The 25886-nt window shown below is 57.3% G+C and carries 26 protein-coding genes and 1 tRNA gene; 14 read left to right on the top strand and 13 right to left on the bottom strand.

What is annotated here, in order from left to right; all coding sequences use genetic code 11:
* Positions 1-52: 52 nt before the first annotated feature.
* From PG871_RS01880 to PG871_RS01865, 4 genes are all read left to right on the top strand, one after another.
* Complete coding sequence (locus PG871_RS01880) at positions 53-1198, top strand: phosphoserine transaminase (RefSeq protein ID WP_270725420.1); 1146 nt, start codon at positions 53-55, stop codon at positions 1196-1198.
* A gap of 83 nt (positions 1199-1281) precedes the next feature.
* Positions 1282-2877: a phosphoglycerate dehydrogenase gene (gene serA / locus PG871_RS01875; protein WP_270725418.1), complete on the top strand. Its 1596-nt coding sequence runs from the start codon at positions 1282-1284 to the stop codon at positions 2875-2877.
* Between the two features lie 89 nt (positions 2878-2966).
* On the top strand, positions 2967-3701 hold the full coding sequence (locus PG871_RS01870) for a metallophosphoesterase family protein (RefSeq protein ID WP_270725417.1): 735 nt from the start codon (positions 2967-2969) through the stop codon (positions 3699-3701).
* 74 nt (positions 3702-3775) lie between these two features.
* Positions 3776-3851, top strand: a tRNA-Thr gene (locus PG871_RS01865).
* Positions 3852-3928: 77 nt separating this feature from the next.
* Here the strand turns inward: PG871_RS01865 and PG871_RS01860 are convergent.
* Positions 3929-4675: a hypothetical protein gene (locus PG871_RS01860; protein WP_270725416.1), complete on the bottom strand. Its 747-nt coding sequence runs from the start codon at positions 4673-4675 to the stop codon at positions 3929-3931.
* A 146-nt stretch (positions 4676-4821) separates the two neighbouring features.
* On the opposite strand from PG871_RS01860, the gene PG871_RS01855 reads away from it, so the two are divergent.
* The 7 genes from PG871_RS01855 (at position 4822) to PG871_RS01825 (ending at position 9583) form a co-directional block, all read left to right on the top strand.
* On the top strand, positions 4822-5433 hold the full coding sequence (locus PG871_RS01855) for a ribonuclease D (protein ID WP_270725415.1): 612 nt from the start codon (positions 4822-4824) through the stop codon (positions 5431-5433).
* Entirely contained in the window at positions 5433-6407 is a 975-nt protein-coding gene (locus PG871_RS01850) for a KpsF/GutQ family sugar-phosphate isomerase (RefSeq protein ID WP_270725414.1), read from the top strand. The genes PG871_RS01855 and PG871_RS01850 overlap by 1 nt, the downstream gene beginning before the upstream one ends.
* A 33-nt stretch (positions 6408-6440) precedes the next feature.
* Positions 6441-7031, top strand: coding sequence for an LPS export ABC transporter periplasmic protein LptC (lptC, locus tag PG871_RS01845; protein WP_270725413.1), 591 nt, complete (start codon positions 6441-6443; stop codon positions 7029-7031).
* A gap of 3 nt (positions 7032-7034) precedes the next feature.
* Positions 7035-7514, top strand: coding sequence for a lipopolysaccharide transport periplasmic protein LptA (gene lptA, locus PG871_RS01840; protein ID WP_270725411.1), 480 nt, complete (start codon positions 7035-7037; stop codon positions 7512-7514).
* 2 nt (positions 7515-7516) lie between these two features.
* On the top strand, positions 7517-8275 hold the full coding sequence (lptB, locus tag PG871_RS01835; protein WP_270725410.1) for an LPS export ABC transporter ATP-binding protein: 759 nt from the start codon (positions 7517-7519) through the stop codon (positions 8273-8275).
* A gap of 232 nt (positions 8276-8507) precedes the next feature.
* Positions 8508-9077, top strand: a complete 570-nt coding sequence (hpf, locus tag PG871_RS01830; protein WP_270728664.1) for a ribosome hibernation-promoting factor, HPF/YfiA family — start codon at positions 8508-8510, stop codon at positions 9075-9077.
* A gap of 41 nt (positions 9078-9118) precedes the next feature.
* Complete coding sequence (locus tag PG871_RS01825) at positions 9119-9583, top strand: PTS sugar transporter subunit IIA (RefSeq protein WP_270725409.1); 465 nt, start codon at positions 9119-9121, stop codon at positions 9581-9583.
* Between the two features lie 57 nt (positions 9584-9640).
* Here the strand turns inward: PG871_RS01825 and PG871_RS01820 are convergent, their stop codons facing one another.
* The 8 genes from PG871_RS01820 to PG871_RS01785 all read right to left on the bottom strand — a co-directional run bounded on the left by PG871_RS01820 (position 9641) and on the right by PG871_RS01785 (position 18421).
* Positions 9641-11065 (bottom strand): sulfotransferase family 2 domain-containing protein, encoded by a 1425-nt coding sequence (locus PG871_RS01820; protein WP_270725407.1) that lies wholly within the window; start codon positions 11063-11065, stop codon positions 9641-9643.
* Between the two features lie 6 nt (positions 11066-11071).
* The gene (locus tag PG871_RS01815; protein WP_270725405.1) at positions 11072-12769 is read right to left on the bottom strand and encodes a DUF5927 domain-containing protein; all 1698 of its coding nucleotides are present in this window, start codon (positions 12767-12769) and stop codon (positions 11072-11074) included.
* On the bottom strand, positions 12766-13776 hold the full coding sequence (locus PG871_RS01810; RefSeq protein WP_270725403.1) for a glycosyltransferase family 2 protein: 1011 nt from the start codon (positions 13774-13776) through the stop codon (positions 12766-12768). Before PG871_RS01810 ends, PG871_RS01815 begins: the two co-directional genes overlap by 4 nt.
* Before the next feature lie 50 nt (positions 13777-13826).
* Positions 13827-15095, bottom strand: coding sequence for a glycosyltransferase family 4 protein (locus PG871_RS01805; RefSeq protein WP_270728663.1), 1269 nt, complete (start codon positions 15093-15095; stop codon positions 13827-13829).
* Positions 15055-16038, bottom strand: a complete 984-nt coding sequence (gene galE / locus PG871_RS01800; RefSeq protein WP_270725402.1) for a UDP-glucose 4-epimerase GalE — start codon at positions 16036-16038, stop codon at positions 15055-15057. Before galE ends, PG871_RS01805 begins: the two co-directional genes overlap by 41 nt.
* Before the next feature lie 33 nt (positions 16039-16071).
* The gene (galU, locus tag PG871_RS01795) at positions 16072-16965 is read right to left on the bottom strand and encodes a UTP--glucose-1-phosphate uridylyltransferase GalU (RefSeq protein WP_270725400.1); all 894 of its coding nucleotides are present in this window, start codon (positions 16963-16965) and stop codon (positions 16072-16074) included.
* Positions 16966-17106: 141 nt separating this feature from the next.
* Positions 17107-18207 carry a polysaccharide biosynthesis/export family protein gene (locus PG871_RS01790; protein WP_270725398.1) on the bottom strand — a complete coding sequence of 367 codons (1101 nt, stop codon included), beginning with the start codon at positions 18205-18207 and terminating at the stop codon, positions 17107-17109.
* Positions 18208-18244: 37 nt separating this feature from the next.
* Positions 18245-18421, bottom strand: a complete 177-nt coding sequence (locus tag PG871_RS01785) for a hypothetical protein (protein ID WP_270725396.1) — start codon at positions 18419-18421, stop codon at positions 18245-18247.
* Positions 18422-18565: 144 nt separating this feature from the next.
* Between PG871_RS01785 and PG871_RS01780 the strand changes: the two genes are divergently transcribed.
* Positions 18566-20455 (top strand): nucleoside-diphosphate sugar epimerase/dehydratase, encoded by a 1890-nt coding sequence (locus PG871_RS01780; RefSeq protein WP_270725395.1) that lies wholly within the window; start codon positions 18566-18568, stop codon positions 20453-20455.
* On the opposite strand, the gene PG871_RS01775 is transcribed toward PG871_RS01780, so the two are convergent.
* From PG871_RS01775 to cysQ, 4 genes are read right to left on the bottom strand one after another with little or no spacing between them, the layout of a single operon-like run.
* Positions 20456-21481 carry an NAD-dependent epimerase/dehydratase family protein gene (locus PG871_RS01775; RefSeq protein WP_270725393.1) on the bottom strand — a complete coding sequence of 342 codons (1026 nt, stop codon included), beginning with the start codon at positions 21479-21481 and terminating at the stop codon, positions 20456-20458.
* On the bottom strand, positions 21478-22743 hold the full coding sequence (locus tag PG871_RS01770) for a glycosyltransferase family 2 protein (RefSeq protein WP_270725392.1): 1266 nt from the start codon (positions 22741-22743) through the stop codon (positions 21478-21480). The genes PG871_RS01775 and PG871_RS01770 overlap by 4 nt, the downstream gene beginning before the upstream one ends.
* Positions 22740-23540: a 3-deoxy-manno-octulosonate cytidylyltransferase gene (locus PG871_RS01765; protein ID WP_270725390.1), complete on the bottom strand. Its 801-nt coding sequence runs from the start codon at positions 23538-23540 to the stop codon at positions 22740-22742. Before PG871_RS01765 ends, PG871_RS01770 begins: the two co-directional genes overlap by 4 nt.
* Positions 23540-24337: a 3'(2'),5'-bisphosphate nucleotidase CysQ gene (cysQ, locus tag PG871_RS01760; RefSeq protein WP_270725388.1), complete on the bottom strand. Its 798-nt coding sequence runs from the start codon at positions 24335-24337 to the stop codon at positions 23540-23542. Before cysQ ends, PG871_RS01765 begins: the two co-directional genes overlap by 1 nt.
* A 119-nt stretch (positions 24338-24456) precedes the next feature.
* Here cysQ and PG871_RS01755 point away from each other — a divergent pair, with 119 nt between their 5' ends.
* Both PG871_RS01755 and PG871_RS01750 read left to right on the top strand, forming a co-directional pair.
* Positions 24457-25278, top strand: a complete 822-nt coding sequence (locus PG871_RS01755; protein WP_270725386.1) for an ABC transporter permease — start codon at positions 24457-24459, stop codon at positions 25276-25278.
* Entirely contained in the window at positions 25275-25865 is a 591-nt protein-coding gene (locus PG871_RS01750) for an SH3 domain-containing protein (RefSeq protein WP_270725384.1), read from the top strand. The genes PG871_RS01755 and PG871_RS01750 overlap by 4 nt, the downstream gene beginning before the upstream one ends.
* The last annotated feature ends 21 nt before the right edge of the window (positions 25866-25886 follow it).

The following is a 25886-nucleotide window of genomic DNA, read 5'->3' as shown; positions in this document are numbered from 1 at the left end:
CGGTGGGACACCTCTCCCCAACGAGAGGCATATATCTGTAAGGATAGCATTGATGGCTACTCAGCAACCGGCAGCGCGGCCGGCAAACCCGCGTTTTTCTTCTGGCCCATGTGCCAAACCCCCCACATTTGAATTGTCCAAACTGGCAGACGCCCCATTGGGTCGCAGCCACCGCGCAGCTGTTGGCAAAGCCAAGTTGAAGGATGCCATCGAAGGCACCCGCGAAGTTCTGGGCATCCCCGCTGACTATAAAATCGGCATCGTTCCGGCATCTGACACAGGTGCTGTAGAGATGGCTTTGTGGTCGCTGCTTGGCGAACGCAAGGTTGAGATGCTGGCATGGGAATCTTTCGGCGCAGGCTGGATCACCGACGTGGTCAAACAGCTGAAGATCGACGCGGAAGCCAAGACTGCCGACTACGGCCAGATCGTTGATCTTGCCTCAGTGGATTTCAACAACGACGTTGTCTTTACTTGGAACGGCACCACCTCGGGTGTGCGCGTGCCAAACGGCGACTGGATTGACGCCAACCGAACCGGCCTGACGATTTGCGACGCCACTTCGGCGGCTTTCGCGATGGATCTGGATTGGGACAAACTGGATGTCACCACCTTCTCTTGGCAGAAGGTTCTGGGCGGCGAAGCGGCCCACGGTGTGATCGTTCTGTCGCCACGCGCTGTCGCACGTCTGGAAAGCTACACCCCTGCATGGCCTCTGCCGAAAATCTTCCGTATGACCAAAGGCGGCAAGCTGATCGAAGGCATCTTTACCGGCGCGACCATCAACACACCGTCGATGCTGGCTGTCGAAGACTACCTGTTCGCGCTGGACTGGGCCCGCTCAGTAGGCGGCCTGAAAGGCATGATCGCGCGCGCTGATGCCAACGCGCAAGCCGTGTTTGATTTCTGCGACGCCAATGACTGGATCGCAAATCTGGCCGGGGATGATGCGACACGCTCCAACACTTCGGTCTGCCTGAAGTTCACGGACGCACGTATTCAAGACGGTGCGGCCTTTGCCAAAGCCGTTGCAACACGTCTGGAGCTTGAGGACATCGCGCTGGACATCGGTGCTTATCGTGACGCGCCAGCCGGTCTGCGCATCTGGTGTGGTGGCACGGTGGAAACCGCTGACATCAACGCGATGCTCCCGTGGCTTGCATGGGCTTTTGAAGCCGAAATCGCAGCACAAGCCTAAGTGAATTCCTGTCCGGCCTCGCCGGGCAGCTTCCACCTTTCCCATTCAGGCCAATCCGGCCCCCGACATAAAGGACGCTCAACATGGCTCCCAAAGTACTCGTTTCTGATAAACTCAGCGAAACCGCCGTTCAGATTTTCCGCGACCGTGGCATCGACGTAGATTTCATGCCCGATCTTGGCAAAGACAAAGACGCGCTGGCCGAAGTGATTGGCCAATACGACGGCCTTGCGATCCGCTCGGCCACCAAAGCCACAGCGAAACTGCTGGAGAACGCCGACAACCTCAAAGTCATCGGTCGCGCCGGCATCGGCACCGACAACGTCGACAAAGAGGCTGCGTCGAAAAAAGGCGTGATCGTCATGAACACGCCGTTCGGCAACATGATCACAACAGCCGAGCACGCCATTGCGATGATGTTCGCCGTGGCACGCCAGATCCCCGAAGCGTCCGAATCCACACACGCCGGCAAATGGGAAAAGTCCAAATTCATGGGCGTCGAGCTGACCAACAAAACACTCGGCGTGATCGGCGCGGGCAACATCGGTGGCATCGTGTGCGACCGCGCGCGTGGCCTGAAGATGAAAGTGGTCGCCTATGACCCCTTCTTGTCCGAAGAAAAAGCCGACAAAATGGGCGTAGAAAAGGTTGAACTGGACGCGCTGCTGACACGCGCCGATTTCATCACCCTGCATGTGCCGTTCACCGACGCCACAGCCAACATCCTGTCGGCTGAAAACCTCGCCAAAACCAAGAAAGGCGTGCGCATCATCAACTGTGCCCGCGGTGGTCTGGTCGACGAAGAAGCACTGGCCGAATTGCTGAAATCCGGCCACGTTGCTGGTGCAGCGTTTGACGTGTTCAAAGAAGAGCCAGCCAAAGAAAACGCGCTTTTCAACCTGCCCAACGTCGTCTGCACACCGCACCTTGGCGCGGCCACAACCGAAGCCCAAGAAAACGTGGCGCTTCAGGTGGCTGAGCAGATGTCGAATTATTTGCTGACCGGTGCTGTGGAAAACGCGTTGAACATGCCGTCCGTGACCGCAGAAGAAGCCAAAGTCATGGGCCCGTGGATCAAACTGGCCGAGCACCTTGGTGCGTTCTCGGGTCAGATGACTGACGAGCCGATCAAAGCCATCAACATCCTTTACGATGGTGTTGTGTCTGACATGAACCTTGCTGCGCTGAACTGTGCGGTTGTGGCTGGCATCATGAAGAAAGCCAACCCAGACGTGAACATGGTGTCGGCACCTGTTGTCGCCAAAGAGCGCGGCATCAAGATCTCGACCACCAACCAAGACAAATCGGGCACCTTTGACGGCTATATCAAAGTGACCGTGGTGACCGACAAGCGCGAGCGTTCGGTTGCAGGAACAGTGTTCAGCGATGGCAAACCACGCTTTATCCAGATCAAAGGCATCAACATCGACGCCGAAGTCGGCGCCAACATGCTTTATACCACCAACGAAGACGTGCCGGGCATCATCGGCACCTTGGGTCAGACCATGGGCGAAAACGGCGTGAACATCGCCAACTTTACCCTTGGCCGCGCCGATGTCGGTGGCGAAGCGATTGCCTTGCTTTACGTCGATGCTCAGGTGCCTGCGCCGGTTGTCGACAAGCTGTGCCAAACCGACATGTTCCGTCAGGTGAAGCCGCTGGTGTTTGACGTCGCTTAAGGCGCCTATCACAAGAGTTTCACACGCCGCCCCTGTTTGGGGCGGCGTTTTTTGTTTAATGAGCCAGTGACTGACGCAGGAATTCTTTGATGACCACTCCCATCTACGCCATTGGCGACATTCACGGGCAGATCGATCTGCTGGACGACATGCTTACCCGCATCGAGGCAGACGGCGGACCTGACGCGCAGATCGTGTTTCTCGGGGACTATGTGGATCGCGGGCCGGACAGCCAGGGCGTGATCGAACGTCTGCGCATGGGGCTTGATGCGGGGCGCAACTGGATTTGCCTGAAAGGCAATCATGACCGGATGTTTGAATGGTTCATGGAAGACACCCCACGGCACGATCCACATCTGTTGGTGGATTTCTTCTGGCTGCACAAGCGGCTTGGTGGCGTGCAAACGTTGGAAAGCTACGGCATCGACGTGTCGTACGAGGACCGTTTGTTTGCCGTACACGAACGCGCCAAAGCCACCGTGCCGCAAGAGCATGTGGAGTTCCTGAAATCTCTGCACATTTATCACCAACACGACGACCTGTTGTTTGTGCACGCAGGTATCAAGCCGGGCGTTGCGTTGGCGGATCAACATGAAAACGATCTCGTCTGGATCCGGCAAGGCTTTATCGATGATGACACCCGCCATCCTTGGCTGGTGGTGCACGGCCACACCGCCTTGCAAAAGGCGACCCATTTTGGCAACCGCATCGACCTTGACGGCGGCGCTGCTTACGGTCGCCCGCTTTGTGCTGCGGTGTTTGAGGACGGCAAAGTTTGGCAGTTAAAGCCCGAGGGACGCGTGGCCCTCGAGCCCGAAAGCTGACTGATTGAGGAGGCATTTGCCGCACTCAAATTGACTTGTGTTGCCCAATACCCGCACCTATATACCGCCCCAGCGCCTCAATAGCTCAGCTGGTAGAGCAGGTCCTTCGTAAGGACAAGGTCGGGGGTTCGAGTCCCTCTTGAGGCACCATGTTTGTCAACGGCGTGCGACGGCTCCTTATAAAACCGGTACATCTTGCGTGCGGCGTTAAATGAAACGGCACACAATCACGCGGGCGTGCCAAACAAATCCAACACAACGGGAATCGCTTTGAACTCGCGTCCCTTGTTGCCCGGGCGCATCTGGATCGGCTTGGTCAGCCAATTCGCCCAAACCAGCCGGCGGCAAAGCTGTTCGGCAGCAGCGCGCAAACCAGCGGGCGCCAAATCGCCGTGCACCTCAAGCGCCTCTGTCAGATCCCCGCGCATATGCGGCGAATGCGCAGCCACGTTGAAAGCCCAGATCACCAGATCGCGGGCTTGTCCCTTCAACGAATTGTTGCGCCGGTCATACCGTTCAAAATCAAGCAGGACTTCTTGATCATCGCGGCGACACATGTCTTTGGGGCTGGGGCGCCCGTGCGCAAACCCAAGCGCGTGCATCCTGCCCAGAGACGACGCTGCATCCAGCAGCAATGAGCGCCGAACTGCGGCGTCGGCTTCGATCTTCAAGCGGTACCTTAAATTGTCACCACAATCCGGCAGCACGATAAAATCCTCTCCCTCAGCCACGAGCATCGGCGCCGGACCGTGCGCCTCGTTCAGATCATGAAATCCCAGTCGCTCGCGCTCAAACGCCTTGCGCGGATCGCCCTTTTGCAGACGGTATCGCAGGCTAAGCTGTTCCGGCCGCTTGATCCAGAACACACCGCTCTGTGTTTCCACGCGCTCCACCCGCGGCGCCGCTTCGCGCTCGCGGGTTTCCACCAGCATGCGCAACTCGTCTTCGACTGAAAGTGTGGGGCTGTAATCCATGGCGACAATATAGGATCTTCGCAAATACGTCACAATACCCACGCCGAGCTGTTACAAAAGGTGATCCCATGTGCTTTGCTGCATGAAACATTGAAACACCGGCCCAGACACCGTAAGTCCTAGGCACTTCCAAATCCGAGGCGAAAATGGCGAACTTCCTGTATCAAAACGACCTTCCCGACGGGCTGGACCTTGGCCCCTTCGTGGCCATCGATTGTGAGACAATGGGGCTTAACCCACACCGCGACAGGCTGTGTGTGATTCAGATGTCCGGCGGCGACGGCAATGCCCACCTTGTGCAAGTCTCCAAAGGTCAGACAGAAGCGCCCAATCTTGTGCGTATGTTGCAAAATCCCGACGTGTTGAAGCTCTTCCACTTCGGGCGTTTTGACATCGCCGCTTTGCTTCACACCTTTGGCGCAGTGACCGCGCCGGTCTATTGCACCAAGATCGCATCCAAGCTGATCCGCACCTATACTGACCGCCACGGGCTCAAGAACCTGTTGCAGGAACTGCTGGGTGTCGACATTTCCAAACACCAGCAGATGAGCGATTGGGGCGCTCCCGAGCTGAGCAACGCGCAACTCGATTACGCCGCCTCTGACGTGCTGTATCTGCACCGTCTGCGCGAAGAGCTGAACACCCGGCTGGAACGCGAAGGCCGCATGAACATGGCGCAGGCCTGTTTTGATTTTCTGCCAATGCGCGCCCAGCTGGATATCGAAGGCTGGCCCGAACAGGACATCTTTTCCCACTGATGACTGATCCCGAGAAACATACCTTCCTCGCCACGGCACAACGTGTGCTGTCGATCGAAACCGAGGCTCTGCGCCTGTTGGGCGACAGCCTTGGGGCCGAAATCGGCGAAGCTGTGGCGCTGCTTTTATCAGCCAAGGGGCGGGTGATTGTCTCTGGAATGGGCAAATCCGGCCATATCGCCCGCAAAATTGCGGCGACGTTTGCTTCTACTGGCACACCAGCCCACTTCGTGCACCCCGCCGAGGCCAGCCACGGCGATCTGGGTATGATGGCGCAGGGCGACGTGGCTCTTGTGCTGTCCAACTCCGGCGAAACGCCTGAATTGGCCGACCTTGTTGCCTACACGCGGCGCTTCAACATCCCGCTGATCGGGGTGGCCAGCCGCGCCGAAAGCACGTTGATCAAGCAAAGTGACATTGGCCTGATCCTGCCCAAAGCCGAAGAGGCCTGTGGCACAGGCGTTGTGCCCACCACATCGACCACTATGACGCTGGCGCTAGGCGATGCTTTGGCCGTGGCGCTGATGGAGCACCGCAAATTCACGCCGGAAAACTTTCGCGAGTTTCACCCCGGTGGCAAACTGGGCGCCCAACTGTCCCGCGTACGCGACCTTATGCATGCTGACCATGCCGTGCCACTGATCACCGAGGCGACACCGATGTCCGACGCGCTGATCGAGATCAGCCAAAAGGGCTTTGGCGTTGTTGGCGTGACCGGACCTGATGGCACCCTGAGCGGCATCGTCACCGACGGTGATTTACGGCGACATATGACCGGCTTGCTGGATCGTTCTGCGGCGGACGTCATGACACACGCACCGCAGACGATTTCGCCCAACGCGCTTGCCGAAGAAGCCGTTGCCATCATGAACCAGCGCAAGATCACCTGTCTGTTTGTGGTCGACCCCGAAGGCAGCGGCACGCCCGAGGGCATCCTACACATCCACGATTGCCTGCGCGCCGGGCTCGGCTAAATCCGGATGGCAGGGGGTTTCACATATTCCAACATGGTGGCCTTGTTGAAGGTCATCTTGCCTTTGCTGGCGCTTGTGCTGTTGGCCACCATGTTCCTCGTCCCCCGCACCATCGATCTGGAAAGCGCGATCCCCTTTGCCGACGTCGAGTTGGAAACTCGCCTGCGTGACCAACAGGTGACAGCGCCCTCGTTTTCGTCCCAGACGGGTCGCGGTCATCTGGTGGCCGTCACCGCTGCCAAGGCCAACCCGGATCCCGAAGAACCCTCCCGCATCGTCGCCGAAGATCTGGACACACGCATCACCCTGACCAGCGGTCAACTGATCACCGTTCTGGCCGAACACGGCGAGATGGACAGCGCCTTTCAGGACCTGGTGCTTGAGGACGGCGTGCGCATCACCACAAGTTCCGGGCTGAAACTGGACACAGACTCGTTGATCATGAGCCTGGATCAGGTGCGCGCCGAGACCGGCGGACCGGTGAGCGCAACACTGGGCATCGGCCGGCTCGACGCGGGCCGCATGGCAATTCGGCCCGCAGGCGAAAGTGATGATATCTATTTGTTTTTCACAAAAGGTGTGCGACTGCTATATACGCCCCAAACGACGACAAAGGACCCATAAGACATGCTGCGCACCCTGCTCATTCTGGCCATCAGCCTGTTTCCGGCAATGGCATCTGCCCAAGGGTTCCAAGTTGGATTTGGCAACATGCAACAAGACAGCGGCTTGCCGGTCGAGGTCACCGCCGACAGCCTTTCCGTCAATCAAAACGACGGCAGCGCGGTGTTCTCCGGCAATGTCAAAATCGTTCAGGGCGAGATGCATATGACCGCCAACAAAGTGAATGTGCATTACAGCAGCGCCGGTACGGTTGGCATTGCCCGCCTGATCGCCGAAGGGGACGTTCTTCTGGTGCAAGGCAAAGACATCGCAGAAGCCGAGAAGGCTGAATACAGCATCGAGGACGGCTCGGTACGCATGTCGGGTAACGTCATGGTATTGCAGGAAAATACCTCAATTACTGCAGATGAAATGACGGTTGATTTGAATTCGAACACCGCCGAAATGCACGGGCGGGTCAAAACTATTCTGAGGAACCAGTGAGCATGGCGAAGCCCGATCTTGCTGTGACCGAAGGCCAGTCAGGCCTAAAGGTTGAAAGCCTGCGCAAGGCCTATCGCAAGCGCGTTGTGATCCGCGATTTTTCGATGAAATTGAACCGTGGCGAAGTCGTTGGTTTGCTCGGCCCAAACGGCAGCGGCAAGACCACCACGTTTTACGCGGTTGCCGGGCTTTTGCAGCCCGAAGGCGGTCGCGTGGTCATTGATGGCGTGGACGCCACCACCTTGCCGATGTACCGCCGCGCCAAACTGGGCATTGGCTATCTGCCGCAGGAAATGTCGATCTTTCGCGGCCTATCTGTCGAAGACAACATCACTGCCATTCTCGATATCACTCAAAAAGATCGCCACAAACGGCGCGAGCGGCTCGAAGAACTGCTCAGCGAGTTTTCCATCGAACACCTGCGCCGCGCGCCCGCGCTGGCGCTGTCCGGTGGTGAACGGCGGCGCGTCGAAATTGCGCGCTGTCTGGCGGCGGATCCAAAATACCTTTTGTTGGATGAACCTTTTGCCGGCGTTGACCCGATCTCGGTGGGCGACATTCGCCACTTGGTGTCCGATCTTAGAAAACGCGGCATTGGGGTTCTGATCACGGACCACAACGTCCGCGAAACCCTCGAAATCGTGGACCGCGCCTATATTCTGCATGACGGTAAGGTTCTGATGTCAGGCACGCCCGAAGAGGTTGTCGAAAACGAAAACGTACGCCGGGTTTATCTGGGCGACAACTTCCGGATTTCGTAATTTTTGGCAGCGAAAATTGGCGCATAATTGACGCGCATCATTGACTCTCAGCCGTCAGAATACTCAAATATAGATTATGACACTTCAGCCACCCTTCGCAGTGACGCAAATGACCTTCTTCAAAAGGCCAAGTCAGACTGCAGAGTGGGAAGTGTCGAATTCCAGCATTCGAACCTGAGTATTTTTGGGGCCTGTGGCCCGTGGTTCGACATGTCATCGAAAAGGAGACAGGATGCGCTACCAAATTACCGGAAAACAAATCGACGTCGGCGAAGCCCTGCAGACTCACGTAAAAACCGAGCTCAGTGAAATTTTAGAAAAATATGCCGGTCGCCCAACTGATGCGAATATTGTTTTTTCCAAAAGCGCTCATGAATATGTATGCGAGGCCACCGTCCACCTGTCGACTGGCCTGACTGCACAAGCAAAGGCTCATGCCACTGAAATCTATGCGGCTTTTGACCAGTGCGGCGAAAAGATGGACAAACAACTGCGCCGCTACAAGCGCCGGTTGAAAGATCACCACAAGGAACGGCAAGATCCGGTTGAACTTTTCGGAGCAGCCGCGTATATCCTCGCGCCTGAACAAGAAGACCACGAGGCCGAGCCCGAGACTCTGCAGCCTGTCATCGTCGCTGAGATGGAAACCAAGATTCCATCCCTGAGCGTTGGCGAGGCCGTTATGCAGATGGAACTTGCCGGAGCCCCCGTATTGGTTTTCAAGAACGAAGCCAAAGGTGGGTTGAACGTGGTCTATCGCCGTGAAGACGGCAATATAGGCTGGGTTGATCCGCAGACTTAATGCGATGAGGGGCACAGCCCCCATCCGGAGAAACAGGCAAGATGGACCTATCTTCGATCCTCAAGCCAGAGGCGGTCAAAGTTGTTACGGCCGCCTCAAGCAGAAAACGTTTGCTTCAGGAATTCGGCGACCTCGCAGCGTCGACCTATGACCTGTCGGCGTCTCGCGTCGCTGAAGCCCTGCAAGAACGTGAGGCTCTCGGGCCAACTGGTGTTGGTCAGGGCGTTGCGCTGCCACATGCCCGTCTGCCTGAGATAGACAGCGTCATCGGCGCCTTTATCCTTTTGGAAAAACCCGTTGATTTCAACTCCGTAGACCGTCAACCGGTGGACATCGCCTTTGCGCTGTTTGCGCCCGAAGACGCCGGTGTTGAACATCTAAAGGCTTTGGCGCGCGTGTCGCGCAGCCTGCGGGATCCTGCGATCTGTGCCAAGCTGCGGGCCAACCAGAATGCCAACACCCTGTTCGCTATTCTGACTGAGACCGACAAGGTTCAGGCGGCGTAATTCGCCTGAACGACCTGACCGCTGATCAACCGTCGCGCCCGCATTAGGGCCGCAACGTCAGCGCCACTTTTCAAATCCAAAGATCATATAGTCGCGTTGATAGATGTCGCGTACGCGGCTCTCTATCTCCTCGTCATAGATCGCCTCCAACGCAAACGGCGCGTCCGGTTTTGCCGGCTGCAAATCAGGCACGGATTTGCGCCCAACCTGCATCGCCAACGCGGGCAGATAGCTGCCCATTTCCTCCTCGCGGATGATCATATCCGGCAAGGCGAGATCACCGAATCCCCTCACCGCGCCAGACTGAGTCGCCCAATGCGCGTCTTGCCGGATGCCGGTCTGCCCCAGCAGATTCGCTTTTACAAAATCCAGAAACGCCAAAAAGGCCGCCCGATGCGCCGCAACATCATAATCCGGCCCAGGTCCATCTTTGGGAAGCGGCAGCTTGTGCACCCGGCGCAGCGTGTTGCGGATTTTGGTGTAGCTGCCCTCGTCGGTCTTCAAAATGCGCGAACAGAAAGCCGCGTGCACCCGCGCCACAGGATGGCGGACAACGGTAAAGGTGCGATGCCCTTTGTTGCCGCGCTTCCATTTGCGCAGGGTTTTCTGCGAGAAATCCGTCAACAAGCCGGTGGTTGGCACAGTGTCCAACGCCGCCAGCCATGCCGCGACCTCTTCCTCCGGCCCAGAGCGCACTGGCATATACATCAGCGGCACCACGGCCCCTGCCAGATAGCTCGGCACCACCGACCCGCGACGGGGCTCAAAATTCGGGGTCCGGTTCAGGTTGAACCGATCCAAATCCGCCAGGGCCAGGGACACTTCGGCAAAGTTGGACACTTTCTCCGACAACGCGCTGGGGTTTTGCCGCTTGAGAGACTTGTCCAAGGCCGGCAGCGTTTCATCAACGCCCAGATACTTCGCCAGACCGTTCATCACATCGATGTCCTGCAGGTCTTCATAGGCCACGTAAAACGCCGTCTGCCCGCTGGTCTGCAGGGCCTTCATCAGCGTCACCTGAAAATCCTGCAAATCCTCGACGTGGCGTTTAAACTCCGGCCCGTCAAACCGCACCTTGCTGTCTTTGCGCCGCCGCACATCGGTCAGCTTCCATTGTCCGGTGGCCTGCGCGATTTTCCAGCTGACGTAACTGTCCAGCGGATTGCGCGTCAGCACAATCTTGGCGCAGCGCGGATCATTCAGGCAGGTGTCCAGCACGCGCGGGTCATGATCGTGAAAGTAGCGAAACCCCGACAACACACCTGGCTCTTCCTTGATGGCCCGCAAAAGGGTTACCGGATCGGCCGTACGTTGTTCCAATGTGACGCCAAGCACGTCATCGCGGTTCGGATAGCCGATAAAATGCGGATTGAACGCCTCGCCGTGACAGCTGAGCGCATCAAAGGCGTTGATGTTGGTTTCCAGAAAGTTGGACCCGGTGCGCATCTCTGCGAACACCACAAAATAATCAAACTTGGACATACGGGTTTACTGCACCAGATAAGGTTTGCGAGGTGGCTTTTTCTGCCCGCCTTCGGGTTGTTCGACAGGGAAATCGCCCATCAGATAGGGGTGCATCCCCTGGTTCTTGAGGTTTTGCAGGAACTGGCCAAAACCGCTCAGGTCGGTCATGCGCGGTGCTTCTGACAGGCGGCGCGCCCGATCTATGCCGATTTCGTCGATAATGGTCTGCAACGGCTCCATCGGGGCTTCGATAAACTCCGCCATGGTCCAAATCCGCACCCGCGCCTTGGCGTAAGGCGATCGCAATGCAAACAATTGCAGGTTTTCCAACTTTTGCAGCCGCGCGGCCTCCGCCCGGATATCGGTGAAATTCAGGTTCGACTTAAACAGCGGTACTGCCCACGCGCCACTGATCACGCTGACCTGCGCGTTGGGGTCTTTGGCGATGAACCAGACCGGCGCACCCTCGTCGCGGGGCCCAACTTGAAAACACTGCCGCTCACCGCGGGTGTTCCAAATCAGGTTCGACAGAAAGGCAATCGAATTGTAATCGCGCAGCTTCGGAGAACTGCTAAGCGCGCCGTTGATCACCCGTTGCCGCCCTGAAAACTCCGCCCGCTCCGGTGCAAATACGTGGCCATGCACCTGCGCACCAGTGGTGCGCGCCAGCCAGGGCTCAAAATCCTCAAACAACTCGGTAAAGCCGTGAAACACCGAATAGCGGCCAAAGGTCATGCCGTTTTCCCACCCCTCGTTGGGATAGCGGCTTTGCATATAAAGCCCGGTGCGGCCCTTGGTCCGCCGCTCCACCGCCTTGGCAAAGATCCGATCGATCTTGGCGGGGTTGGGTTCGCTCATCTTGATGGCGCCCTCGGGGTCGCGCATGAAGCCATTGTATAGCTTGTTGGCCTGCGGCCAGATCTTGCGCGCTACAAAACAGTCAGACCGCCGCAACAATTGCAGGTGGTCGTCGTAGAAAATATGCGGCTTGCCCTGAAAATCGAACTTCGACAGCGTCAAAGACCGGCTTTCGATCTTGGTCGAATAAAGACGTGCGAGGGTTTGAAAATAGCTCTCATCCGGGATCCAGACGCGGCTGAAATATTTGTCAAACGTGGCCCGCTCGGGGTCTTCGAGGATGGCGGACAGGGTCTGACGCGTCAGGCACCACCACTGGCTGCCCATATGCGGCACGATGCCATGCGGAATGCGCCGCTTGATGCGCAGGAACCGCTGAATATCGACCCATTTGTCAAACAGATAGCGGTTGCGCTTCCACGAGAATGGGAAATGCAGAGTGAAGCGTTCCGCATCCAGACCGCCAACCGTCCACGGCACATCCGCCGTTGTCGCGCTCTCGATAAAGTCTGTGCGCGGGCGGGCCTTGAGGTAGTCTTTCAATTCCTGCACGGGTCGCAGCGGCAAACAGGACCCCGACGTCAGATAAACGTGCCGCACACTGGGAAACTCATGCAACATCAACTCGGACGCCGATTGTGACGCCGCCACCAGTCCCCAGGCGCCCCATTCACATTTGTGGCGTTTGCAGAATTTGACGTCAGGCAGGTCTTCCAGCGCTTTGACAAAGCGTTTGTATTGCTTGGGTTTCACGGTGGCATCCACGTGGATCACCACGGGGCAACCGTATTTGTTCCAATGCCGCGCCACCTGCTCGGCCCGGCCAAAAGCAGTGTGCACCAACATCAGAATTCCCACACTCATGCCCAGTTCCCCTTGGACATGAGGCCCAGAATCTCAAGCTGGCGCCAATTGATGTATTTTTCGCTCCACTTGCACCAAAGCTCGGGGTTGTCGCGCAACCGCTCAGCATAAGCCAGATATTCCACGCTCGCCGAATAGTGCATGTTGCGTTGCAGTTCTTCCTCGGCTTTGGCGGTAAACGTATCGATGAACTTGGCGTGCAACAGCAGGCCGGAGGCCTTTTCGCCACCCCATTCATCGTAAACCTGATTGAGCCCGCGCGGCAGCAGCATGTGGGTGGAACTCACATAGGCATTGCGCCGGTTCCATTTGACCAACGGGATCTTGTTCAACGCAGGCGCCAACTCGGGATTGTCAGGAAAAAACACTCGCGACCGCGGGCCGCCTTGAATCCAAAGATTTCCATAAGCGGCGTTTTTGGACATCGTGTAGTTGCCCGCGTCAAACCAGCACGCGATGTCCATCGGGTCCTGCCCCGAGCGATAGGGCGTTTCGGTGATCGGACCGCGCGGATACATATCCAGCAACATCGCGCTGAAGGATTTGATGGAGGACGCATCCAGCCAGTCCGTCAGGGCCCGAATGGGGCGCGTGTCGCAGAACGGATAGATAAAGAACTCATCGGGATCGACCACAAGACACCAATGCTCGTGCCCATAGCGGAACTGCAACCAGTTCAGCCAATCCACGCCATAGCGCGACTTCTTATAGCTGTTGCGGGTGTGCCAGACAGACACATCAGGCTGCTCTGACAAATACTCAAGCGAGCCATCATCGCTGTCATTGTCCACGATCAGGAAATGATTGATGCCTTTGTTACGGTAGTAGTCGAGAAAAAACGGCAGGCGGATCAACTCGTTTCGCAGGGTCGAAAACAGCAGCAGATCGTCGCGTTTGATGTTGCCAGTACGATTGACAATCGGGCGCAGCTCGCGCCGCTTCCGGATCGAGCGGCCAAGCCGATAACGGCGTCTGACCCGAAGCCGATATGATTGCCAAACGCCCAATCCGTTTCCTTACCTTCAACCAGTTCCCCGGGATTTGACTCACCGGTCTATCACGTGACCCTTAAGACGGCGTTGAAATGCGCCTCCCAAGTTGGCGGCTCAAAACGCGTCTTGGGCCGACCGTCCGCACCCTGTGCATCCCGGTCAGCCTGCGCCAACGTCTTTATTGCCTGCAACCATGAATAACTGTCTGTAACGCTTGCGTAAATGGGATAATCTCCGAGAATTTCCCGCATCACGGGCAATTCATTACAGACCACCGGCACCCCGGCAGCAGCAGCTTCAACTGGCGGCAGACCAAAACCTTCCGCGCCACTTGGAAACAGCAGCCCTGATGCCCCCGCCACAAGGTTGCCAAGAGAGGCGTCATCCAACTGGTTGAACTCGTGCAGACATATCCCTCTCAGCGGGCTTGCATCCAGTCGTTCAAACAGCGCCTCGCTTTTCCACCCGCGCCGCCCCGCAATCACCAGATGCGGCACCATATCCGCGGGCCGTTCTGTCGCCATCTGCTCCCACAAATCCAGCAACACATTAACGTTCTTTCGGGGTGAGATCGTGCCGACAAAAACAAAGTAGGGCGCAGGCACCAGCGCCGGCGCATTGTTCACGATTTGGAACAAGTCGCCTTCTATGCCCAAGTGCGCCACGACGATGGGCGGCACGTCACCCGCCTTTGACATATGCCGGACCACATCCTGTCGCGTGGCCTCTGAATTGGCGAGCAGCAGATCGCAATTCAGTCGCATACGCTCAAACATGCGGGCGAACTCGGCTGTCGGTTTGGACACCTCAAAATCCGCGAGATCCAATGGAATAGTATCGTGAATAAAGGCCACCACCTTGCCGCCTTTGATGGACTTCACGGCCTTCATAACACGGTCCGGAAAATTGGCGTGATCCACGTTGATATAAACGCTTCCCGCTGGCAGATGCCGCCGCAACATACGGGACAAGCCCGAGGGCGCCGTGCGTGCCACGCAAATCCGGCGCAGGTCGGCCTCTGTTTCGCTTTTTGAATTGTCGGCATCCCGTGTCAAACGCGAGAGCCAGTCGCTTTTGCCCCACGGCGTCTGGCCATCCAGTCGTGCCAAAAGTTGGCGCATGCCATCTTTGTCGACCAGCACATATCCCAGCTTGGTGCGCGCCAATCCCCAAGCGGGCGTCGCGTCCTGCACAATGGCGCGCAAATACGCCAGACACACCCGATCCACCCCTGTGGGTGGACGGCCCTTGAGCGTCAGGACCCGCGTCAGTTCAAACAGGCGGGCGGGCGGGTTAGCGGTCGTAATGGCCGGTTTGGTGCCATCTCCATGCATCTGCAATCATGATGTCCATTTTGGAGCGTGTTGGCGTCCAGCCTAGCTCTTTCTCGGCACGTGTCGAGCCGGAAACCAGCTTGGTGCAATCTCCGGCGCGACGCGGACCGTCAATGACGGGCACAGCCTTGTTGGTAACAGCGCGGGAGTGGTCCACCACTTCGCGGACAGAAAACCCAGTGCCCGAGCCAAGGTTGAACACGCGACTTGCCTTGCCATCCAGCAGCCAGCGCAGGCCAAGCACATGTGCATCCACCAGGTCGCACACATGAACGTAATCGCGAATACACGTGCCGTCCGGCGTATCGTAATCCGTACCATGAATGGTCAGCGCATCGCGTTTGCCCGCAATCGCCTCCAGCATCAGCGGCACCAAATGTGTTTCCGGCAAATGATGTTCACCGACCTCGGCCTCGGGGTCGGCACCCGCCACATTGAAGTAGCGGAAGATCACATTGCGCAACCCGTGCGCGCCTTCGAAATCGCGCAACATATCCTCGATTGCCCGCTTGGAACTTGCATAGGCGTTGATTGGATGCTGCCCGATGGTTTCGTCCAACAGGACGTTGTCATGATCGCCATAGGTCGCGCAGGTCGAGCTGAAAACAACGTTCAGGCACTCCGCCGCAATGGCCGCCTCAAACAACGTCAGCGACCCGCCCACATTGTTCTGCCAATACCGACCCGGCTCGGCCATGCTCTCGCCAACTTGGCTGAGCGCTGCGAAATGCATCACCGCAACCGGCTGATAGGTGGCAAACACCTCATCCAGACGGGCGCGATCTTGCAAATCTCCTAGCTCAAACGGGCCAAATTTGACCGCATCTTGCCAGCCGGTGCAGAGATTGTCGTAGGTGACCGGCGTGAAACCGGCCACGCGCAGCGCTTTGCAGGCGTGCGAGCCGATATAGCCCGCTCCTCCGGTTACCAGAACATTGCTCACGCCAAAACCTCCAAGCCAGTCATGGCCACGGGCTTATTGTGCTGCCTTGCGTGCTGCAAGCATCTCTTCGAGATAAACTTCCAATTCGTCCCGCAGTTCATCACGTGCCAATGCAAACGCCACGGTTGCTTGCAAGAAACCCGCCTTGGACCCGCAGTCATACCGCTGTCCTTTGAAACGAAAGCCAAAAACGTTGCGCTCTGCTTCAATCTCTTTGGCAATCGCATCCGTCAGCTGGATCTCTCCACCTGCGCCGGATTCCTGCCTGTTCAGGCTGCGCAAAACATCCGGCGTCAGGATATAGCGGCCAATCACCGCGAGGTTTGAAGGGGCCTCATCGGCTTTCGGCTTTTCAACCATCCCTTTGACAGACACCAACGCGCCCATATCCTCTTTGACGTCCAGCACACCATAGGCCGACGCCTTTACGGGCGGCACTTCCATCGCGGCGACCATGCAGCCGCCGGTTTCTTCATACGCGTCAACCATCTGCTTCAAACAGCCATGCTCGCCCGCGATCACATCGTCAGGCAAAATCACCGCAAAGGGTTCATTGGCAATCAAACGCTGCGCACAGGACACAGCGTGCCCAAGGCCCAGTGCCTTGTGTTGGCGGATATAGGCAATCGCGCCACTTTCCATATTGGTATCTTTGAGCGCTTTAAGAAGGTCGCCTTTGCCCTTCTTGCGCAGCTCTTGCTCCAACACCGGAGCGTGGTCAAAATAGTCTTCCAATGCGCCTTTGCCACGCGATGTGACAAAGATGAATTCCTTGATTCCGGCTTCGCGGGCCTCGTCGATTGCGTATTGAATCAACGGCCGGTCCACCAGCGTCATGATCTCTTTCGGCACTGATTTGGTCGCCGGCAGGAATCGGGTGCCAAGTCCCGCAACCGGGAAAATCGCCTTGGTCACTTTTCTACGCATGAATCACTCACCTCTTTTTCTAGACAAGGAACATTCTGCTCCCTGCGCCAACTATGCCACTCATACCTACAACAATCCGTCTAGGCAGGGGAAAAATTGCTCGCCTTTTCCCTACACAGCCGCGAAGCAGGCTATGCCTGCCTAGTCAAACAAGTTGTTTATGGCAAACAACGACCCAGCCAACGCGATCACGGCCTGCGCCGGTTTCACAGCGGATTCCGATGCAATCACGATGTCACTCGGCTGAATTTGGAAGTTCTTCGCGCCATAAATGCCATCTGCATTTGTGATATCAAACACGAACACCATGTGGCGCATCTGCGGCCCACTGCGATCTGTCCGCAGTGCGGACTCAGGATATTCCCGCAGAATCAGAATGCCTTGCGGATTGGCTCGTGTATCCACAAGTCCTCCGAGAATGGCCAACGCCTCCATCGCCGAGATGTGCTCTTTGTGGAAGAACACCTGCTCCTCTTTCTGCGTGGATCCCACAGCCAGGAAGAAGCGTTCCTCCTCATCTACGATCACCTGATCGCCACCACGCACGATGACGTTTTTGGCCGGATCCTTGTACAGGCTGTCCACAGGGATTTCATATGATTGGCCGCCGCGCACCAAACGGATAAGCGGGTTGTCGACCGACTCGTCCACTCCGCCCGCCTGCGCAATCAGCGACAACAGCGAAACGTTACGATCCATCAGGGGATAACTGCCCGGAGCGCGCACACCAGACACCAGGTCTGCCGAGTTACGGCGGCCTGACTTCACCTCGATCTGCACCTGCGCCGACGGCGCAATGGGCGTGAGGCGGTCTTGAATGACTCTACGTGCTTCCTGTGGCGTCAAACCGTTGACTTGAATGTTGTCGACGTAGGGCACAAAAACCGAGCCTTCGAGCGTCACTTCTTCAGGCCGCAAGGGCGCGCTGCGCTGCTCGGGGCCAAGCAGCAGCGAGTTGTCTTGATTGTCCCAAATGGTCAGGGTGATCAGATCACCGGGGCGGATGATCCGGTTGCCGGGGCCAGGTTGGCGAGCGAACCAATGATAGTGTCCATGCCATCCCGCCGCAGGCCATTTTTGAATTTCGCGAACGCTGGCGCGGGTAACCTGTTCAATCGCGATGTCATCCGGCGCGGAACTTCCTGTAATTTCGGACTTAATCGGGCCCCCACGCGGAAGAGAACAGCCACCCAGCAAACCCACTGCCAGAAGCATCACAGCGATAACAGCCTTGGAATTCATTCACGTCGCCTCAATACTTGCAGCTTGCACCGGCCTTTTAGCGGCCAGTGAATGACAGGTTTGTATCGTTTTGGCTATCATATTGGTCGCTTAAGTAGGTCAATTGCAGATTTAATGTTGCAAATCGGTCGAAACCGGCTGCCGCATCAGCATCCAACCGGACACAGCGCCGCAACGCCAGAATTTTGTGCAAGTCTCCGCCGATTTCGGTCATAACAGGATCGACGTTGGCGGATTTTCCATTTTCGTCACAAACAATGCTATAACTGCTTTAAGGGAAATTTCTTTTTGTTCCATTAGTGATTTTTTACAGGCAAAGCAAAACCGACGGCCTGAATGCTTTATACTGAGACCAACTATGCTCTATGAGTTCCTAACCAACTTAAAACGCTCACAAAAAGGGCTCATCCTGATCTGTCTGGATCTGGTCCTTGTGATCGCAGCAGTTGTAATTGGCGATGCACTTTTAACCCGTGGCGCGACGGGCTCTTTTCGAATCCTCGACCTCTCTTTGTATCTGGTGATTCTCTTGCCTCTGGCTGCTGGTCTCATCAAATTCTTCGGCCTGCACAGGGTCAAGCTCAACGCCTACGGGCTGGACGACATCGGCCAAACCCTGATCGTCGCCGGTGTGCTGACCTTCGCCAGTGAGGCCTTGACCCGGGTATCAGGCGTTTTCCCCCATGTCCCATTTGCCGCGCTGCTGAATTTCGGCATCATCTACGCGGTTTTGTCGGTGGCCTCGCGGATCACACTGCGCAAAATTGTGCAACGCATTTACGCCAGCCGCCGCAAACGCAAACTGGTGTTGATCTACGGTGCCGGACAAACCGGTCAGCAGCTGGCTGCCGCCCTTCAGACCGACGACGAATTCGAAGTGGCGTGTTTTGTCGACGACAACCCCAACCTTCACAACCTTTCAGTGCTTCGCTTGCGGGTGCATTCGCCCAACAACATCGCCATGTTGGTGCAGCGGATCGGTATTGACCGGGTGATACTGGCCATGCCCTCTGCCGAACAGACGGTGCGCCTGCGCCTTGCCCAAAAACTGCGCGGTCTGGGGTGTGAGGTCCTGGCCCTACCGTCCTTTGCGGACATGGTTCTGCGTGGCGAAAAAGTGACCTCGTCAAAGCCCATGCAAATGCGCGCTTTGCTTGGACGTGACGCGCTGGAAACCGACCTGCCCTCGTCAAACTCCACTTACCGCGGCCAGAACATTCTGGTGACCGGCGCTGGCGGTTCCATCGGGTCCGAGTTGTGCCGTCAGTTGATCCGATTGCAGCCCGCACAGGTCGTGTTGCTCGATCACAGCGAACACGCACTCTACCGGGTTCAGCGTGAGCTGGTCGGTATGGGGTTGAACGTCAAACTGGTGGCCATATTGGGATCGGTAGTAAACCCCGAACTGGTGCGCGAAACCCTTGAGAAATACGACGTCGACGTGGTGTTTCACGCCGCAGCCTACAAACATGTCAACATCGTTGAAGGCAACGCTTTTGAAGGTGTGCGAAACAACGTGTTTGGCACCCGCATCGTCGCAGAAGAAGCCCGCCGCGCCGGTGTGCGCCGCTTCATTCTTGTCTCCACCGACAAAGCTGTGCGTCCGGAATCTGTCATGGGCTCGTCCAAACGTCTGGCAGAACTGGTCATTCAGGATCTTGCCACCCGCGCGGAGACCACAAAGTTTTCCATGGTCCGCTTTGGCAACGTTTTGGGCTCCTCCGGCTCGGTGATCCCGCTGTTTCAGGATCAAATCCGCAATGGCGGACCGGTCACAGTCACCCACCCCGATGTCACCCGCTATTTTATGACCGTTGACGAGGCCGTGCGCCTCGTTCTGCTCACCGGCAGCTTTTCGCGTGGCGGGGACGTCTTTGTACTCGACATGGGCAAGCCGGTCAAAATCCTCGATGTCGCACATAAGATGATCGAGGCGGCGGGCTATACTCCACGCGATGACCGCAATCCAAACGGCGACATTCCGGTTGTGATCAGCGGCTTGCAACCCGGCGAAAAAATTCACGAAGAGCTGCTGATCGGCTCCGACATGTTGACGACGCCACACCCCAAAATCCTTCGGGCGCAGGAAAACTACCTGTCCGAACTGGAGATTGCCGGCGCGATGCAGGACCTGCGCCGCGCGGTGCAACAGCGCGACACAGAATTGCTCGAGGCCACTTTGGCGCGTTGGGTTGAATCCCACGACAAACCGGAAAAGGTCGGGCTGACCGTCGTCGGCGAAAGCTGATCAGACGTTGTAAAAGTCGCGATACCACGCCACGAACTTCGCCACGCCTGTCTCCACCGGAGTCTGCGGGATCTGCCCCGTCAATTGTTCCAGCAAACTCGCATCTGCCCATGTCGCCGGCACATCGCCCGCCTGCATCGGCATGAAATTCTTCTCGGCGTCTTGGCCCAACGCGGTTTCAATCGCCTTGATGTAATCCATCAACTGCACCGGTTGGCCGTTACCAATATTACACACCCGCCAAGGCGCCACCGCGCTCAGACTGTCGGCTTCATAGACTGTCTCGCGCGCGTCCGGCTTTGCCGGAACCGCCTCGATCAACGCCACAATGCCTGCCACCAGATCGTCGATAAAGGTGAAGTCCCGCTTCATGTCGCCGTGGTTATAAACATCAATCGCATTACCTTCCAAAATCGCCTTGGTGAATTTGAAGAGTGCCATATCCGGCCGCCCCCAAGGTCCATAAACCGTGAAGAACCGGAACATGGTGATCGGCAGATCATAAAGATGGGCATAGGAATGCGCCATCGCCTCGTTTGCCTTCTTGGTGGCCGCATAAAACGACATTTGACTGTCCGCCTTATGGGTCTCGGCATAAGGCATTTCCGTGTTTGCGCCATACACCGAGCTGGTCGACGCCATCAGCATATGCGCAGGAGGAAAGGCCCGCGCCGCTTCCAGCAAATCAAACGTGCCCATCAGGTTGGCCTCAAGATAAGACCGCGGCGCATCAATCGAATACCGAACGCCAGCTTGGGCCGCCAAATGGATCACGGCATCCGGCTGATGTTCCTCAAAAATCGCCATCAACGTGCCGGGTTCTTCCAGTCGCGCGTTGATCGCGCTGAAACCGGCGTTTTGCAAAAGCATCGCGTGACGACGCTCCTTGAGTGATACGTCGTAATAGTCGGTCATCGCGTCCAGACCAATCACCCGCCAGCCATCAGCCAACAGCTGCTTGGCCGTGTGATAGCCGATAAATCCGGCTGATCCGGTCACCAAAGCGGTGCGCTGATGCTGTGTCATGTCTTGTCCTTTCCAAAGGCAATCGCGCCTTCATCCAACAACATACGTTGTCGGGCAACCCTTTGTTTTTCCTGCTGCAGCCTCTTGCGAAACCCGACAAGGCGAAACAGCTTCCCGCCTCTGCCGGATCGACCAAACAACCCGCCGGTCTGCACCCAATAGCCCTCCGCATCGTAGGCAACCCGATGAAACAGTCCCGTACGCGAAAAGACAAAAGCCGACGCCACCCGCCCCGCCCGCGCATGACAGCGCGCCTCGCGCAAAATCGCGCGGCGGCGCCAAAAGCGGCCACCCACCACAACGGAACCGGACGAAATACTTTCAAAACTGCGAAACCCATCAGCGGCCCGGGGGATCCTTGGCAATACCGCGATGTCACGTTCAAGCCCCTGACCGTAGCCCTGCCGTAACCCACGCATCAATTTCGCTACATCGCCCGGCATCATCTCTCCGCGGACCATAAAATCCACCAGCCGCAGCCTTTGATTGCGCTGAAACGCTTTCCAAACGGCCGCTCGCTCCGCTTCTGGGCAGTGTTTGCGCAGAAAAACCGCCATGCTGGCACCAATTCCGCTTAGGTCACGCGGCGCCCGACTGGCCAACCGCCGTGCACTTTCCAAATATCCGTGGTGCACCTCGGCCAACGGCACAATCGTCGTCACCGCGCCCATCTCTGCGAAGCGCATATTCAGATCGGTTTCATCAAGATAAAAATGGAACGCCGGATCAAAGCCGCCCATCTCGGCGATCATATCCCGGCGAAAGGCCATATTGGTACCCTCGGTCTTGATCGCGCGCCCTTGGGCCGGGCTCATTTCCACGGGTTTGTCACTGTTCAGCGCAATATCGCTATGCCGCGCGGCACCATCCACGCTTCGGGCCTGCCATTGAAACGTGATCCCGTTGCGCCCGCGTACAAAGCCACCGGCGGCAGAAACTTCGGGTTGATCAAAAGGCGCCATCAAGTGCCAGAGCCATCCGGTTTCCGGCACTGCGTCATCGTCGATGAACGCAACAATTTCACCCGCAGCGGCGGCAATCCCGTGATTGCGCGCGGCCGAAATGTTGGCCTCGTCAAACAGGACCAGCTTTAGCTGATGGCTAAAGTCAAGAAACTGCACCGCGTCCATGCCTTCGGCATCGGTCACGACAATCACTTCAAACTGTGAATAAACCAGCTGCGAAATGCCCATCAGCGTCCGTCGCAGTGCCTTGGGGCGACCTCGGCTTACAACGATCACGCTGACCGGTGGTTGCGTCATGCGACGCCCATCTCGGCCATCATCGCCTCAAGTCGAGGCACATCTTCGGGGTTGTTCAGCTCCCAGAACTGCCGCCCCCGCGCCTCAACCTCGACGCACAGCACTTGCCGCCCATGCTCCATGAACCGCAATTGCTCCAACCCTTCCAGCTGCTCAAGCGGACCCACCGCCCAGCGCGGATAGGCCCCCAAAGCTGACGGGCGATATGCATAGACGCCAACATGGTGAAACACCGGCGTCGCGTCATCGTCGCTGTAGGTATCGGAGGTGAACGGGATCACTTCCTTGGAGAAATAAAGCGCGTGACGGTCCGTGGTGAACACCGCTGTGGTGCCACCCACACGCCCGTCGCGCCTGTCTTCAAGAAACCCGTTCAGCGCTCGGCCATCACAACGCAGAACAGGGGTCGCCACTTCGGCCATCGTGTCCTTGCGCAGCCCTTCGACAAGGTCTTCGACAAACCATGCGGGGGTCAGCGGGGCATCGCCCTGCAAGTTGACGACAATGTCAAAACCACCGCCCAGCGCATCAAACGCTTCGGCGCAACGCTCTGTGCCATTGGCGCAGGCCTCCGAGGTCATCACCACTTCGGCGCCGAACGCTTCGGCGGCGTCTTTGATGCGATCGTCATCCGTTGCCACCACAACGCGGTCCACGCCTTTGACTGCACAGGCCGCGTCCCAACTGCGCCGGATCAGGCTGCGGGCCTCACCGGTCGCCCCGCGCAATTCCGCCAGAGGTTTGGCGGGATAGCGCGACGAGGCATAGCGCGCGGGGATGACGATCAGAACAGACATCAGGCGGTCTTGAGCGCCACGTCAGGCGCATAGGCGATAAAGAACGGGTTGGCGAAATCTTCTTTGCCATAGGTCAGTGGCGTGTGGTCATCAAACCGCACAACCTGACCACCCGCGCCCAACAGAACCGCATGCCCTGCGGCCGTGTCCCACTCCATGGTGCGACCCACGCGCGGATAGATGTCCGCTTCGCCGGTGGCCACAAGGCAGAATTTCAGCGAACTGCCAGCGGATTTGCTGTCTTTGACGTTGTACTTGTTGATGTAGTCGTCCGTCGCCTGATCGCGGTGCGACTTGGAGGCCACAACCAACAGCGCGGCATTGTCCGATTTTGCAACGTTGATCGGGCTGGTTTCACCGACAACTTCGGGATCAAATGCGCCAACTTCTTCGACCGCTTGCCCATCGGCTTGGGTAAAGAACATACGATTTTTCGCAGGCGCATAGACCACACCACGTTGCGGCACACCTTTTTCCACATACGCGATGTTCACGGTGAAATCGCCACGGCGGTGGATGAATTCTTTGGTGCCGTCCAGCGGGTCCACAATCAGGAACGTCTCACCCTTGGCGGTGTGGCTCTCGGACTGCTCTTCGGTGACCAGCATCACATCGGGAAACGCCGCCCGCAGGCCAGCAGAAATCAACGCGTCGGCGGCTTCGTCGGCGGCTGTCACCGGGCTGTCGTCAGATTTGACCTTCACGTCAAAATCATCGGCGTTGTAAATCTCCATGATTTTCTCACCAGCTTCGATTGCAAGCTTGCGGATAATCGGAATCAACACATCGTAATTCAAAAGAACTCTCCTACACGGGCATTTGTTGAACTGCACTACAGCGCCCCTTATGATAGCAGTGTAACAGAACGGCAAGATTTCCCTGACATAACAGCACTACCCCCATAACGGCACAGGTCATGTTTCAGCAAACGGTACATAAAACGACGCTCTCGTCGGCACTTGGCATCTTCGAGCTGATTTATCACTCGATTGTGCGGGACGTGCGCAAATCACACGGCAATGCGGTTCTGTCGATTGTCATGAACATGCTTCAGGCGATCATTTTTGTGCTCGCCTTCTACGTTATGTTCTCGGTTCTCGGCCTGCGAAGCGCGGCATTGCGCGGCGACTTTCTGATTTATCTTATGTCCGGTGTGTTTCTGTTTCTGACGCACACCAAAACGCTGGGCGCGGTCGTCGGATCAGAAGGTCCGTCGTCGCCCATGATGAAACACGCGCCAATGAACACGATCATCGCGATCGCATCCGCTGCGCTTGGCACGCTCTACATTCAGATTTTGTCGCTCTTTGCGATCCTGTTTGTTTATCACGTTGCCTTTACGCCGATCTCGTTTGACCAACCGATCCCCACCTTTGGTATGTTGCTGCTGGGCTGGTTCACCGGCCTCGCGATTGGCACTGTGTTTCTCGCCCTCAAACCGTGGTTTCCGACGTTTGTGTCGATTGCGTCCACCATCTATGCCCGCGCCAATATGATTGCGTCGGGCAAAATGTTCGTTGCCAACACCTTGCCGGGCTTCATGCTGGCGATGTTTGACTGGAACCCGCTGTTTCACTGCATTGATCAATCGCGTGGCTTTGCCTTCATCAACTACTTCCCCCGCAACTCATCCGTGATGTATCCGCTGATGGTTGGGATCGTATTGTTGATGATCGGCCTGATGGGTGAATTTTACACCCGACGCCATGCCTCCGTTAGCTGGAATGCAAAAAGATGATTCGCCTGATCGCCGCCCTCCTGCTTTTGCCAACGCTGCTTTGGGCACAGGAGTATCCGGCGTTGCATGATGTGACCGACGTCGCCAGCGACGATGTGCTCAACATCCGCGCAGAAGCGACCTCCGGCGCGCCCATCGTCGGCACACTTGTCCACAACGCGACAGACGTCGAAGTTATCGCCGCAGATGGCAGATGGGGCCGCGTCAACACAGGCGAAGGCTCCGGTTGGGTATCGCTGCGCTATCTGGCACGGCAAGAGCCCAATCCCGACTACTCCCTCGCACAACGGCTCAGCTGTTATGGCACCGAACCGTTCTGGTCCGCCGACATTGTCCAAGGCCAGCGCGTGCAGTTCTCAACGCCTGCCGGTGATTATGAAACCCCCGGTGCGGGCCTAATGGTCTCCGCCTCCGGTGTGCCCGGCCTTTGGGCCTTGGCTTATGGCGACTCCGTTGCCACCTTCCGTCGCGAAGAATGCTCTGATGGTATGTCAGACCGGTTGTTCGGCCTGTCGGTTGCGGTGTTCAAACGCCACGGCGGCGAAGTGTCGTTGCTGTCAGGCTGCTGTTCGATCACTGGATACTGAACCGGTCTCTGAAACGCGGTC

Source organism: Shimia sp. Alg240-R146, assembly GCF_947331465.1.
GTDB lineage: Bacteria > Pseudomonadota > Alphaproteobacteria > Rhodobacterales > Rhodobacteraceae > Shimia.
Note: the sequence above shows the minus strand (reverse complement) of the source record. Positions and strands in the feature narration are given on the sequence as shown.

Excerpts from the sequence above, each read along its gene's own strand:
- PG871_RS01805 (WP_270728663.1), bottom strand. The coding sequence starts at position 15,095 with ATGCATGGAGATGGCACCAAACCGGCCATTACGACCGCTAACCCGCCC.
- PG871_RS01790 (WP_270725398.1), bottom strand. The coding sequence starts at position 18,207 with ATGAATTCCAAGGCTGTTATCGCTGTGATGCTTCTGGCAGTGGGTTTG.
- PG871_RS01870 (WP_270725417.1), top strand. The coding sequence starts at position 2,967 with ATGACCACTCCCATCTACGCCATTGGCGACATTCACGGGCAGATCGAT.
- PG871_RS01765 (WP_270725390.1), bottom strand. The coding sequence starts at position 23,540 with ATGTCTGTTCTGATCGTCATCCCCGCGCGCTATGCCTCGTCGCGCTAT.
- galU (WP_270725400.1), bottom strand. The coding sequence starts at position 16,965 with ATGCGTAGAAAAGTGACCAAGGCGATTTTCCCGGTTGCGGGACTTGGC.
- PG871_RS01755 (WP_270725386.1), top strand. The coding sequence starts at position 24,457 with ATGTTTCAGCAAACGGTACATAAAACGACGCTCTCGTCGGCACTTGGC.
- PG871_RS01825 (WP_270725409.1), top strand. The coding sequence starts at position 9,119 with ATGGACCTATCTTCGATCCTCAAGCCAGAGGCGGTCAAAGTTGTTACG.
- lptB (WP_270725410.1), top strand. The coding sequence starts at position 7,517 with ATGGCGAAGCCCGATCTTGCTGTGACCGAAGGCCAGTCAGGCCTAAAG.
- PG871_RS01815 (WP_270725405.1), bottom strand. The coding sequence starts at position 12,769 with ATGAGTGTGGGAATTCTGATGTTGGTGCACACTGCTTTTGGCCGGGCC.
- lptC (WP_270725413.1), top strand. The coding sequence starts at position 6,441 with ATGGTGGCCTTGTTGAAGGTCATCTTGCCTTTGCTGGCGCTTGTGCTG.
- PG871_RS01880 (WP_270725420.1), top strand. The coding sequence starts at position 53 with ATGGCTACTCAGCAACCGGCAGCGCGGCCGGCAAACCCGCGTTTTTCT.
- PG871_RS01850 (WP_270725414.1), top strand. The coding sequence starts at position 5,433 with ATGACTGATCCCGAGAAACATACCTTCCTCGCCACGGCACAACGTGTG.
- hpf (WP_270728664.1), top strand. The coding sequence starts at position 8,508 with ATGCGCTACCAAATTACCGGAAAACAAATCGACGTCGGCGAAGCCCTG.
- PG871_RS01860 (WP_270725416.1), bottom strand. The coding sequence starts at position 4,675 with ATGGATTACAGCCCCACACTTTCAGTCGAAGACGAGTTGCGCATGCTG.
- lptA (WP_270725411.1), top strand. The coding sequence starts at position 7,035 with ATGCTGCGCACCCTGCTCATTCTGGCCATCAGCCTGTTTCCGGCAATG.
- PG871_RS01750 (WP_270725384.1), top strand. The coding sequence starts at position 25,275 with ATGATTCGCCTGATCGCCGCCCTCCTGCTTTTGCCAACGCTGCTTTGG.
- serA (WP_270725418.1), top strand. The coding sequence starts at position 1,282 with ATGGCTCCCAAAGTACTCGTTTCTGATAAACTCAGCGAAACCGCCGTT.
- PG871_RS01820 (WP_270725407.1), bottom strand. The coding sequence starts at position 11,065 with ATGTCCAAGTTTGATTATTTTGTGGTGTTCGCAGAGATGCGCACCGGG.
- PG871_RS01785 (WP_270725396.1), bottom strand. The coding sequence starts at position 18,421 with ATGACCGAAATCGGCGGAGACTTGCACAAAATTCTGGCGTTGCGGCGC.
- PG871_RS01770 (WP_270725392.1), bottom strand. The coding sequence starts at position 22,743 with ATGACGCAACCACCGGTCAGCGTGATCGTTGTAAGCCGAGGTCGCCCC.
- PG871_RS01780 (WP_270725395.1), top strand. The coding sequence starts at position 18,566 with ATGCTCTATGAGTTCCTAACCAACTTAAAACGCTCACAAAAAGGGCTC.
- PG871_RS01775 (WP_270725393.1), bottom strand. The coding sequence starts at position 21,481 with ATGACACAGCATCAGCGCACCGCTTTGGTGACCGGATCAGCCGGATTT.
- PG871_RS01855 (WP_270725415.1), top strand. The coding sequence starts at position 4,822 with ATGGCGAACTTCCTGTATCAAAACGACCTTCCCGACGGGCTGGACCTT.